The organism is Taishania pollutisoli, from assembly GCF_014518315.1.
GTDB lineage: Bacteria > Bacteroidota > Bacteroidia > Flavobacteriales_D > Crocinitomicaceae > Taishania > Taishania pollutisoli.
This window is the reverse complement of record NZ_JACVEL010000007.1, coordinates 49,070-61,335: the sequence shown is the minus strand read 5'-3', so window position 1 is coordinate 61,335 and position 12,266 is coordinate 49,070. Positions and strand designations below refer to the sequence as shown.

Genomic DNA, 12,266 nt, shown 5'->3' with positions numbered 1-12,266 from the left:
ACTCCTTTCTATTCTGTGCATTACTTCCACAGCCATCCAACATGTTAAAAAGAAGATACAGAAATACCTGCCACAACAGCTGTTGAGCAGAAAATCCTGTTTTTAAGCAACATTCGTCGGGGGATGAAAAACAGGTGATTGAAAACCGGTTGTTTTCTGAAGAAGTTCAAACGTACAATGTGTTTGCTCTTCAATAAAAGTGGATTGTTCAAACGCAATCATTGTATGATGATCCTGAAACAACAACAGGCTTACTTCTACCTGTTGTTTGGTATCTTTTTGTTTCCGTTCATCGTCTTTGTTCAATTCTTTTTTCAAGTGACACTTCCCGTTACATTCCATTTGTGGTTTTTCACGGTTTTCGCATAAATTCTGAGCAATAAATTCCTGATTGAGCCAGTAATTGAAGTAAACAATCATCCGGCTGGCGGAATGAAGCAAGAACGCTCCAAGAAAGAGATATGTAATGAATCTCTTCATAAATCGCCGTGAAGTTAATCATAAAAGTGATTCACCCCCAAAAGAAACCAGAATAACTTCTGAACAGAGTGATGTGAGCAATGAAATGCTTGTTTTCTAAGGCAATTGAAACGGTCCTCCTCCTCGATCCTCCTAAGAGGGAAAGTTATATCCCACTCATAAAAATAATTCCGTTAACTTATTTTATATAAGTTACAAGGATTGAGAATATTCTTTGTGATTCATTACAAGGGAATGAAATTCTTCCTCCTTAGGAGGGAGAGGATAGCAATCAGTTAATAAAAATCACTGTCCGAAATGGTTCCATCCCTGTGCTTTCAGGGTAATGGCACTTCCGTTTTTATCAATGAAGTAACAGCCGTCATTTTCGTTGGTCATGTGCCCGATAACAGTCATGTGCGGATTCCCTTTGATTTTTTCATAATCGGACTGTTTTACGGTAAACAACAGTTCGTAATCCTCACCACCATTCAATGCACAGGTTGCAGGATCCAGGTTAAAATCAATTGCTGCGAGCGAGGTAGCCCCGTCAATCGGAATTTTTTCATCGTAGATATGACATCCTACCTTGCTGCTTTTACAGATGTGCAAAATTTCAGAAGCAAGCCCGTCAGAAATATCAATCATTGCAGTCGGAACAACCTCCAGCTCCGCTAAAAATTCAACAATATCTTTTCGGGCTTCGGGCTTCAACTGGCGTTTGATGATGTAGTCAAATCCTTCCAGATCCGGTTGAATATCCGGATTTGCTTTGAATACTTCTTTTTCCCGCTCCAATACCTGTAATCCCATGTATGCGGCTCCTAAATCTCCGGAGACAACGAGTAGATCATATTCATTTGCACCGGAGCGATAGGTTATTTTGTCTTTCTGAACACGGCCAATCGCTGTAATGCTGATGGTGAGTCCGGAATAAGAAGTACTTGTATCACCTCCTACCAGGTCTACTTTATAAACATCACATGCTGCTTTGATTCCTTTGTACAATTCTTCAATCGCTTCTAACGGAAACTTGGAAGAAAACGCCAATGAAACGGTAATTTGCTCCGGTTTCGCATTCATCGCGCAGATATCAGACAGGTTGACAACAACGGATTTATATCCCAGGTGCATCAGCGGAGTATACATCAAATTGAAATGAATCCCTTCTACTAACATATCAGTCGACACAACCATCGCTTCTGTTTCAGAGACGGAGATCACCGCCGCGTCATCACCTATTCCTTTTATTGTTGATGGGTGAATGGTTGTAAATTCATTACTTAAATGGTCAATCAGACCAAATTCACCCAACTGGTTCAAATCTTTTTGTTCGGACATACTGTTTCTTTACTGAAGTGCAAAAATACCACAATTTTGCGGATCGTTAAACAGAATAACAATTACTCGAACACAAATTGTGCTTTTGTGATTGTTGTGGCGGAACGAAGGTATATGAATGCATCGTCGACATAAAAATCACGAACACCTTCATATTTCAATGGGAAATCGACACTTTTTTTATCGTTCTGCAAAGAAATCATTTCCAGTTTTCCTTCTTTGAGGCAAATCAGGTAATCGTTGTAAAACTGGATCCATTTTACCTGTTGTACTTCGATGAAACGAATCAATGTCCCGTACAGATCAAACACATATATCCCTTTCTGGTTATCGAGGATGAACAGTTTATTGTCCCATTCGATTAATTCCGCAATATGCGCCGCATCTAAAATTCCATTGAGGTTTTTTACATTCTGACTTTGCAGCAATCCTTTGAATGAAAGCAGGTATAGCGATGAATTTACCTGGTCAAATGCCCACATTTTATCTGATTGACCGGAACTGGCAACCGTACTGACATTGACCAGATCGTATTCACTCAAATCAATGCATTTTTCCATCGAAGTTAATGAGTTGTCGTAGAAGCAAACAAGCTGTTGACTTTCAGAAAATCCATATATTTTCAGCGAGTTAACTAACTCAATCTTATCCAATCGTCCAAGTGATTTTTGGCTTTGCTCGAATAGCAATTTTCCGTTTTTATCGTATTTTGTGAGGCGGTCACGATCCGAAATAATGATGTTTTCCAACCCGTCAACCATCCAGATCGCCTGCCCGGAAATCGGGTATGTCTTTAATTCCTCCAGTCGTTGGGAAAACAGAATACCAGGCAACAGAATCAGTGCCGTTATCAATAACCGTATCGTGTGTTTATGTACTGTCATATTACCTGGACAACACTCAAAATCTGTTCCGCAATTTCACGGTCATTTGCCAGACGGGGAATTTTATTCTGCCCTCCCAGTTTATTCTTTGTCTTCAACCACTGATCGAAACTACCTTTCGGCAATACAACAAAAACAGGTGGTTCGAGGATCATGTCCTTGTACCGCTTTGCATCATAATCGGAATTGATTTCCCGAAGGGTTGCATCCACTACTTTTTTAAATTCCTCGATGTTATCCGGTTCATTTACGAATTCAATCAGCCACTGATGCGCTCCTTTCTTATCATTTTCCATGTACACGGGACATGCATGAAAATCACGCACTTGCGCACGGGTAACTCTTGATGCCATTGTGACGGCTCTTTCCGCATTTTCAACAATCACCTCTTCTCCGAACGTATTGATGAACGATTTTGTCCGTCCGGAAATCCTGAACCGGTAAGGCAATAACTCGGTAAATACGATTGTATCTCCGATGATGTAGCGCCACAAGCCTCCGTTTGTAGAAATAACCAATGCGTATTGTTTCCCGATCTCTACCTCTTCCAGTGAAATAATCTGCGTTGAATTGATTCCGTTATACGCCTCCATGGGAATAAATTCAAAGAAAATACCATAGTCCAGCATCAACAGCATTCCGGGGTTGTTTTCTTCGTCCTGGATACCGAAAAAACCTTCGGAAGCATTGTATGTTTCCACATAATGCATGTCATCAAAACCAATCAATCTTTTAAATTCTTCTTTGTATGGTTCAAAACTTACTCCTCCATGCATATACAGTTCCAGGTTGGGCCACACTTCTTTGAGCGTATTTTTTCCTGTAATTTCAAGTACGCGTTTTGCCAGCACCATTGTCCAACTCGGAACACCCGCTATGATGTACACATCTTCCTCAATGGTGGAATGGGCCATTTTTTCGATTTTCTCTTCCCATTCGCTCATCAGTGCAATTTCGCGCGCAGGAGTCCTCTTGATTTCTGCCCACCAGGGTAAGTTTTTTACGATAATAGCGCTTAAGTCACCAAAATAGGAATCATCTGACAGGTAATTTACCTGCGCGCTTCCTCCTACGATCAGGTGTTTTCCATTGTATAATTTCCTGTTTTCGTAGTTATTGTAATACATTGAAAGTAAATCCTTTCCACCTTTGTAATGACAATCTTCGAGTGATTCCCGGGTCACAGGAATTAATTTGCTCCTGGACGATGTCGTACCGCTGGACTTTGCAAACCATTTTGTTTCAGTAGGCCAGAGAATTTCCTGCTCCCCTTCAATTACACGATCAATATAAGGTTTCAGGTCATTGTATTCATGCAAAGGAACATGTGCTTTAAAGTCTTCGTAACTGGTAATGTCCTTGAAATTATATTTTAATCCGAATTCTGTAAAAGCTGCGGTAGAAATAAGGTGTTGGAACAGTTCATTCTGTACTTCCAACGGAAACTTTTTAAACAACTCAATCTGGTGAATTCTCTTTTTGACAATCCAGGAAAATATTGCATTGAATGGCATATACAGTTGTCTTCGTAGGTACTAAGATAGTATTTTTCTCAGTTAAATGAGCTTTTAGAATCGTTCGCGCATAAAAAAACCGGAACAATCCGGTCTAAATACGATTCATCTTACTTATAGTAATGATTACCAAGGATTATCCCCAGATAATAATTGAAGCAAGTATTGATAAACAAATAATCACGTAGATTGTCCCTAATGCTACTGTTGAATCATCAAAAAAGTTATCGTTATTCGCCATTGTTCTTTTTTTTCTCAAAAGTACTATTATTTCCAATAAATGCAAAGTTGAGCCGGAAAAAATAGAAAAAGATTTGCACGTCCGGTTGTTTACAATCACAAGTCATCCAGCAATTCCGTATCATCTTTCTGATCATCTGTTCTTTTCTTCGGAATGAAGAACGAAACCGCCATTAAAATAAGTCCTGCATATATCACTTGTTTTGCATATGGCCAATGCATGGTTATCATTCCGATGCCAATTACGGACAACAGGCAGGCAAACCAATATACAATGCTGTATGCGATGCTGTGTTTACTTTGCCGGACTGTAAACAGGTTCAACAGGATGCCTGCTACCCCCAATCCGATTACACCATATGCCATCATCGCCCTGGGGAGCACTGCAACGGATACATCCAGCAGTAACAAAACCGCGAATAGCATCGCCAGGAAAAAACAAATTCCGGAAATCGTTTTTACGTTCATAAACGAAAGATAACAAAAATGATACAGGTATTCAACTTTCCGTCATCGGATCTATCCAATACTCATCGTTTCTTTTTTTTCTTTGTGCCGTTAACCGGGTTATAGCTTTGTGGTTGATGCCGGTCCGGCTTGTGATTATTTTTAGCCGCCGGCTGTTCTTTTTGCTCTCCGGCCTGTTCCTTCATCTGGTCTTCCGGCGTTGTCGCTACATGCGATTTGGAAGGTTCTTCCCATTTATTCTTAATCTTACGCTCCTTGATCTCCCCCGTTTTATCGTCCTTATAAGAAACTGTAATTGTTTCCGACATGGCAGCATTCACACCGATCACATCTTCTACCAGGTACCATTTTCCGTCGTCCAGGATAAACGCATCATGGGAGAGATCCGGTACATACATGGAATACATCCCTGTTAATGCAGGAGTTTCCGGAGCCAGGTGGTCAAAGATAATACGTGAATACTGCTCTTCGTAAGACATGTACATGGTTGTTTTCTTTGAAAACTCAAAAAATACCCGTTTTAATGTTTCTTTCGGAAATTTAAAAACGGGGCTTCCCAATCGAACAGTTCCTCCGCTAAAATTCAGTACATCGAGAACTTTCATCGTACTGGAAGCATTATTCCCATCCCATCCCAATACAGTATATACTGTTTTAGAACCTTTCTTCATCGGTATAATCTTATAATACAGCGCGCCATACCAGTTGTCTGCTTCCAGGATTTCTGTCGGTTTTTGCGGCAACATAAAACTATTGTCTTTCAATTCAATGATCTTGTATTTTTTAGAGCGGTCGTCGAACGTCAGGACATAGCAGTAATATTTCTGTGTCATATCGTCCTGCTCTACATTCCAGTTAAACAGCCGGAATTCATTATCCGGGCTTTTGATGGAACCCATGGTTTTCAATCCTGAAAAAGGGTAATCAAATGCGCCATCCAACCGGATTGTTTCCTCCAGTTTGGCTTTGAACTGCGCATTCGCTTGATTTTTTTCTGCATTGTCCTTTGCCGAACGCAGCGCATCCAGCAAATGAATCAATTCAGCTTCATATTCAGATAAATCTTGACTTTTCACCCCGGAAAATGTCAAAACACAACTAATAAAAAGGATGATTTGTATCGGTTTCATACACTTATTAACGCTAAAAGTTCTTATTTGTTACTCCATGCAATGAAATTCATTTCAGCAGGAATCGCGCCAATTTTTCGAAGCAGGAAATTGATATATGCCCGGTGGTGAACAGAATGCTGTAATATGTGGTATAGAATATCCGATGACGTTTTTCGTTGTTCTTGTCCTTCGCTGTCCGTGTATTCTGTTTCTCCGGCAATGTCTTTGTTTACGATAAACAATTGCGTCTGTGCACAATTTTCACGGTTTAATTTTCTCCAGGAGTGAAACGGGAGATCATCCCAATCGTCTGAAAATACGGGCATGTCATTCAATCGACTTATCCACAAATGATGAACATTGAGGATATGACACAATTGCCGCCTGATCTCAAAATGATCTGTTACATCCTGTGCTTCGATGGCATCAATCCATCGTTCATTGGCCTGGTAATCAAATTCAAATTTGGAAAGAAAAAATCCTTGCATCTGTTTGTTACAATGCTTTCAGATCCTGTATCGTTTGGGTAGGATCGGGAGAATTAAACACAAAACTTCCGGCAACAAGTGCATCTGCTCCAGCCTCCAATAATTGTTTCCCCGTTTCCAAATTCACACCTCCGTCCACTTCAATCAATGCCGAAGAACCTGTTTTATTGATCAGTTCTTTTAGCCGTGCGACTCTTTTCAACGCGTGCGGGATGAATTTTTGTCCGCCGAATCCGGGATTGACAGACATGATGAGTACTAAATCCAGCTCCGGTAAAATATCTTCCAGTACTTCCACAGATGTATGCGGGTTCAACGCGACGCCGGCTTTCATTCCGTTTGCTTTAATCACCTGAATGGTTCGGTGTAAATGAGTACACGCTTCATAGTGAACTGTCAACCAATCAGCGCCCGCTTTTTTAAATGCTTCAATGTACTGATCCGGATTGGCGATCATCAGGTGCACATCCAATGGTTTTGTCGCATGTTTTTTTATCGCACTGATTACCGGGAAACCGAAAGAAATATTGGGTACAAACACTCCATCCATTACATCTACATGAAACCAGTCAGCGGTAGAATTGTTAATCATTTCAACATCGCGCTGGATGTTTGCAAAATCACACGAAAGTACAGAGGGAGAGATAATTTGAGACATAATTATTACTTTTCGGCAAAGGTAATAAAATGCGTTGGAAAAGATTGTGACAGATTGATTAAAGATTAAGATTTCACGCAATCAGACAATTGTATCCAAAAATCTCATTGAACACTCCAGTTTTCTACTGAATTCCCTGCCAAATAGGCTTTAAAATCCATTTTGCGTTTGCCTTCCGGCTGTAACTCTGTAACCAGCAGGTAAAAATCGGAACACGGGAACAGGATACCGTCTTTTGTTGCTTTTAACTCCCTGCTTGCATCTACCGGTTCGATTGTCTTCAGGCAGCGAAACAATTTGAACGTTCGTTTTCCTTCTTCCGGATGATGAAGTGTGCACCATGCGGCAGGATACGGAGACAATCCGCGGATAAAATCGTGTACATTCGCCACAGGTTGATTGAAATTCACTTCACAATCTCCCTTAAAGATTTTAGGTGCAGCTTTCAGTTCTCCGTCTGTCAACTCCAGTTGCGGAATTCCCTCTACATTTCCTTCTGCTATTTTTATCACCGTAGAAAGGGTTGTCTGTGCTCCCAATTCCATCAAACGATCGTGTAATTCTCCAACCGTTTCATTTTCTCCTATGGCAAGGGCATTCCGTTCAATCACTTTTCCCGTGTCGATTTCTTTTTCAATGAAGAAAGTCGTTACACCGGTCTCTTTTTCACCGTTGATCACTGCCCAATTGATTGGAGCTGCACCCCGGTAATTCGGTAAAATACTACCATGCAGGTTGATTGTTCCCTTTGGCGGCATCGACCAGACAATCTCCGGCAGCATTCTGAATGCGACAACGACAAACAAGTCTGCGTGTAAATCACGGAGTTCAGCAATAAATGCTTCGTCCTTCAGATTGACAGGTTGCAATACATGCAATTGTTGTTGAACGGCATATTGTTTTACAGCACTTTCATTCATCTGCAATCCTCTTCCGGCAGGTTTATCCGGCGCTGTGATTACTCCGGCAACGTTCGCTCCGTTTTTTACCAACCGGTCTAAAATTGTGACCGCAAATTCGGGCGTCCCCATAAAAACAATTCTCAGTTCTTTCATGACGCAAAGATATACCGATTTTTTGAGTTGGGAGAAGGAGCTTGAAAACACATACTCACATCAGCCAGCGTTTTTTCTTTCAAACGGGAACGTTACAACAGTTTTATTGCAATTTCTGTTTCCAGTTAACCAACTTCAGGTAAGCAACGGACATCAATCCCATGGAACCGAAGTAGACATATTCAACGCTCCATACATACACAATATCCACGTGCCAGATTTTGATCAACAGGTAGGCTGACAATGCGTACAACCCAACCGCAATGGCTTCGATGAGAAAGGTAATTTGTGTTTTGCCGATCCCGTTAATGGTCTGAAAGAATACACTGAAATAGGCAAACATGAACATGGACAAACTCACATAACGAAGTGTATCCGCACTTTTAGCAATGAATGCTTCTTCCGGGTTGATCCATGAAATAATTGCCTCCGGATAAAGGAAACTTCCGTGAAAAGTGATCAGCATAAACACCATTGATAACAACTGAATCCGCCATTGGATTTTTCGGATGTCTTCAATTCGCTTTGCTCCAACATATTGCGAGATATAGGTTTTTGTAGCTGCTGCAAATCCCCAGACGGGAACAAAGGCAAGGAAATAAACGGATCGAATGTTCTGCGATACCGTGAGCTCAAATTTACCCATCTGCTCCAGCCAGATAAAGAAGATGGTCCAGGTAGAAAGTGCAACCGTTCCCTGGAAGACAATGGGCATGGACAGCCTGAAAATCTCCACAAATGTCGTTTTCAGTAATCGAAAGTGTTTAAACAGTTTGTATTTTACGTGCTCCTTTGATAAAAACAAAAAAGAAACCAGGAACAGCGCGCTCAGTCCATCTGAAATGGTTGCAGCCAAAGCTGCTCCTTTCAGCCCCATTTCAGGAAATCCGAAGTTTCCGAAAATCAGGCTATAGTCCAGTACCACGTTTCCGACTGCAGTTACAATCGCACTCACTAAGGGCACCCACGATTTCCCAAAGGCAAAATAATATGCCTGAACAGGGAGCATCAACATCGCAAAGAACAATCCGTAGCTACGAATGGAAATATAATCTACCTGCGCCTGCGCTATTTCAGGATGCTTGACATAACTGTGGATGATATCCGGAAGAAGTAGCTGTGCAAATGTAAACAGCAACACGACAATCACGGATAAAACAAGTACGGAAGACCCCAGCAATTGTCCCAATACATCATATCTCCCCTGCCCAATCCTGTTAGAGATCAAAATCTGTGCTCCGTCACTAATTCCAACGACAAACATGTGCATGGAAATGTAAATCAGTCCGGCATTCCCAACTGCTGCAAACGCGTCTGTAGAATAGCGACTCAGGAAAGCGGATGCCGTAAGCAATACAATGGATTGCACGAATGAAGCTCCCATCATCGGAAGGGCTACGGATAAGATTCTTTTATAACTGAAAGGTAACAATGGAGGGAATTATGAATGTTGAATTATGAATGTTGATTGGAAAATTTATCCTGTGATTCTCTATGATGAATTCATTCACAACAGGTACTATTTTTGATTAATCAACATAGATCACCAGCCCTTTAAGGTATTCTCCTTCGGGGTGAACGGCAGCAATCGGATGGTCGGCAGGTTGATGCAGCTGTTCAAGGATGCGTACATTTCTACCGGCTTCGATCGACGCGGCAATCACTGTATTGGTAAACAATAACTTGTCGATCACCTGAGAACAAGAGAAAGTAAAAATAATCCCTCCCGGTTTGATCTGGCGGATTGCATGGGCATTCAACCGTTTGTACCCCTGTACCGCTTTGTGTCGTTTATCGCGGTGCTTGGCAAAAGCTGGCGGATCAAGGATAATAATATCGTATGCCTCCGGCAGTTCTTTCATGTACTCCATCGCATCGGCGACAATAGATGCATGGTTCTTGAATCCGTTCAGCGCAACGTTTTCATCGGTAAGCCGGATCGCTTTTTTTGAACTGTCCAGTGAATGTACCAGCTCAGCACCGTTTTTTAATGCCAGCAAACTGAATCCTCCGGAATAACAGAAGGTATTCAATATTTTCTTGCCCCGGGCGTATTTTCCCACCAACAAACGGTTTTCACGCTGATCGATGAAAAAACCCGTTTTCTGTCCGTTGATCCAATCGATGTTGAATTGCACCCCGTTTTCTGTCGCGACATGGGGCATTTCACAACTTCCGAACAGATAAGAATCGTTGACCTCCACCCGATCGGGAAGCGTTTCGGATGATTTGTTGTAAATGGCAGTCAATTCGTCCTTCAATACGGTTTTTAATCCTTCTGCGATGAATGCTATCGAACGGTACATCCCAATACTGTGGCATTGAATTACCGCTACTTTGTTGTAATAGTCGACAATCAAGCCCGGCAAACCGTCCCCTTCACCATGGATGAGACGAAAAATGGAATTGTCTTCCCGGAATACGTTCAACGAGCGGCGAACGTTGACCGCGTTTTGAATTTTCTCCCGGAAGAACTCCGCGTCAATCGGAATGTCTTCAAACGTCAGTACACGAACTGCAATGGTCGCATTTTGGAAATGTCCGCGCGCCAGAAAACACGATTGATGGTCATGCACAGTCACCAAATCACCGTCTTCCAGCTCTTCTGAGGCTAAATCAATGGCACCCGAAAAAATCCAGGGATGTCTGCGTTCTACAGACTGTGTTTTTTTCTTGTATAGTTGAACGATCTTCGACACACATATAATTTTGCGCAAATGTAGGGATTAATGTTGATACGAACTTCAGTTCCTTCTCTTATGATTTTTTACAGAAATATGTTGTTGAATAAATTTTTCATCTATTGCTCTATGATTTCACATTAAAACAATCAAAAATCAAAGAATTTGTTCGATTTTTACATCCGGAAGTATCAACTGACCAAATCCGAAAAAACGATGAAAAATATTTTTGAAAAAACAGTAACCGACGAGGTAATTGAACGAATTGAAAATCTTGACAGTACGAAAGCTCCGCTGTGGGGTTCGATGAATGCACCGCAAATGCTTGCTCATTGCAGTGTGACCTATGAATTGATCTATGACAACAAGCATCCGAAACCGAAGGGTGTTAAAAAACTGGTGTTAAAATGGTTTGTAAAGGGAATTGTTGTCAGTGAAAAACCTTACAAAAAAGGAAGCCCGACCGCACCTGAATTTAAAATAGTCGACAAGAAGGAATTCGGAGCTGAAAAACAACGCCTGATTAACTACCTGACAAAAACACAGCAATTGGGGAAAGCTCATTTTGAGGGAAAAGAATCACATTCATTCGGAAAATTGACAGCAACCGAATGGAACAACATGTTTTACAAGCACCTGGATCATCACCTGACTCAATTCGGTGTATAACATTCACCTCTTCTGAACATCAAAGACATTCATTTTTATGAAAAAAAAGATTTTAATCATTAACGGACATCCGGATAAAGAGAGTTTCAATTTTGCATTGGCAAATGCCTACAAGACCGGAGCATTAGCAGCAGGACATGAAGTACAGGAAATTATCGTCAGGGATCTGGTATTCAATCCCAACCTGCAATTCGGGTACCGCAAACGAACAGACCTCGAACCGGATTTATTGGATGCCCGGGAAAAAATCACATGGGCAAATCACATGATTATCATCTACCCGGTTTGGTGGGGAAGCGTTCCTGCTATGCTAAAAGGGTTTCTTGACCGTGTTTTACTCCCTGGTTTCGCCTTTAAAAAGAGAGAAAATTCAGTGTGGTGGGATAAATTCCTGACGAATAAATCTGCGCGGATCATTTGCACGATGGATCAGCCTTCCTGGTATTACCGGTTGGTATATGCACGTCCGAGTACCAATGCGATGAAAAAAGCAACACTTGAGTTTTGCGGAATAAAACCTGTCCGCGTTACATCAATCGGCCCGATACGGCTTTCAAAAGATTCCTATAGAAGTAACTGGTTGAAAAAAGTAGAAGTGCTGGGTAAAAAAGCAAGATAAATTCATCGCATGCGCATGCGATGTACGATACAAAAAATGGGGAACGATAATACAACCGCTCCCCACTTTCTCACTTAA

13 protein-coding genes are annotated in these 12,266 nt (G+C 41.4%); 2 read left to right on the top strand and 11 right to left on the bottom strand.

All coding sequences use genetic code 11. The features are described from left to right. Positions 1 to 102: 102 nt before the first annotated feature. The 11 genes from H9Y05_RS11090 to H9Y05_RS11040 form a co-directional block, all read right to left on the bottom strand. A complete protein-coding gene (locus H9Y05_RS11090) occupies positions 103 to 480 on the bottom strand; it encodes a hypothetical protein (protein WP_163491124.1) in 378 nt (125 codons plus the stop codon). Positions 481 to 765: 285 nt separating this feature from the next. Continuing rightward, on the bottom strand, positions 766 to 1,800 hold the full coding sequence (gene thiL / locus H9Y05_RS11085) for a thiamine-phosphate kinase (RefSeq protein WP_216714323.1): 1,035 nt from the start codon (positions 1,798 to 1,800) through the stop codon (positions 766 to 768). 62 nt (positions 1,801 to 1,862) lie between these two features. Continuing rightward, complete coding sequence (locus H9Y05_RS11080; protein WP_163491121.1) at positions 1,863 to 2,684, bottom strand: hypothetical protein; 822 nt, start codon at positions 2,682 to 2,684, stop codon at positions 1,863 to 1,865. Beyond that, entirely contained in the window at positions 2,681 to 4,198 is a 1,518-nt protein-coding gene (locus H9Y05_RS11075; protein ID WP_163491119.1) for a GH3 auxin-responsive promoter family protein, read from the bottom strand. Before H9Y05_RS11075 ends, H9Y05_RS11080 begins: the two co-directional genes overlap by 4 nt. Positions 4,199 to 4,534: 336 nt before the next feature. Then, positions 4,535 to 4,906 carry a hypothetical protein gene (locus H9Y05_RS11070; RefSeq protein ID WP_216714322.1) on the bottom strand — a complete coding sequence of 124 codons (372 nt, stop codon included), beginning with the start codon at positions 4,904 to 4,906 and terminating at the stop codon, positions 4,535 to 4,537. A 62-nt stretch (positions 4,907 to 4,968) separates the two neighbouring features. Next, positions 4,969 to 5,982 carry a hypothetical protein gene (locus tag H9Y05_RS11065; RefSeq protein WP_163491116.1) on the bottom strand — a complete coding sequence of 338 codons (1,014 nt, stop codon included), beginning with the start codon at positions 5,980 to 5,982 and terminating at the stop codon, positions 4,969 to 4,971. 77 nt (positions 5,983 to 6,059) lie between these two features. Beyond that, the gene (locus H9Y05_RS11060; RefSeq protein ID WP_216714321.1) at positions 6,060 to 6,506 is read right to left on the bottom strand and encodes a DinB family protein; all 447 of its coding nucleotides are present in this window, start codon (positions 6,504 to 6,506) and stop codon (positions 6,060 to 6,062) included. Positions 6,507 to 6,513: 7 nt separating this feature from the next. Beyond that, the gene (gene rpe, locus H9Y05_RS11055) at positions 6,514 to 7,164 is read right to left on the bottom strand and encodes a ribulose-phosphate 3-epimerase (protein WP_216714320.1); all 651 of its coding nucleotides are present in this window, start codon (positions 7,162 to 7,164) and stop codon (positions 6,514 to 6,516) included. 104 nt (positions 7,165 to 7,268) lie between these two features. Continuing rightward, positions 7,269 to 8,219: a methionyl-tRNA formyltransferase gene (fmt, locus tag H9Y05_RS11050; protein ID WP_216714319.1), complete on the bottom strand. Its 951-nt coding sequence runs from the start codon at positions 8,217 to 8,219 to the stop codon at positions 7,269 to 7,271. Positions 8,220 to 8,322: 103 nt separating this feature from the next. Continuing rightward, the gene (locus tag H9Y05_RS11045; RefSeq protein WP_163491110.1) at positions 8,323 to 9,651 is read right to left on the bottom strand and encodes an MATE family efflux transporter; all 1,329 of its coding nucleotides are present in this window, start codon (positions 9,649 to 9,651) and stop codon (positions 8,323 to 8,325) included. A 97-nt stretch (positions 9,652 to 9,748) separates the two neighbouring features. Beyond that, positions 9,749 to 10,918 carry a class I SAM-dependent rRNA methyltransferase gene (locus H9Y05_RS11040; RefSeq protein ID WP_216714318.1) on the bottom strand — a complete coding sequence of 390 codons (1,170 nt, stop codon included), beginning with the start codon at positions 10,916 to 10,918 and terminating at the stop codon, positions 9,749 to 9,751. Positions 10,919 to 11,116: 198 nt separating this feature from the next. On the opposite strand from H9Y05_RS11040, the gene H9Y05_RS11035 reads away from it, so the two are divergent. Continuing rightward, positions 11,117 to 11,569 (top strand): DUF1569 domain-containing protein, encoded by a 453-nt coding sequence (locus tag H9Y05_RS11035; RefSeq protein ID WP_216714317.1) that lies wholly within the window; start codon positions 11,117 to 11,119, stop codon positions 11,567 to 11,569. A 37-nt stretch (positions 11,570 to 11,606) separates the two neighbouring features. Further along, positions 11,607 to 12,188 (top strand): NAD(P)H-dependent oxidoreductase, encoded by a 582-nt coding sequence (locus tag H9Y05_RS11030; protein ID WP_163491105.1) that lies wholly within the window; start codon positions 11,607 to 11,609, stop codon positions 12,186 to 12,188. The last annotated feature ends 78 nt before the right edge of the window (positions 12,189 to 12,266 follow it).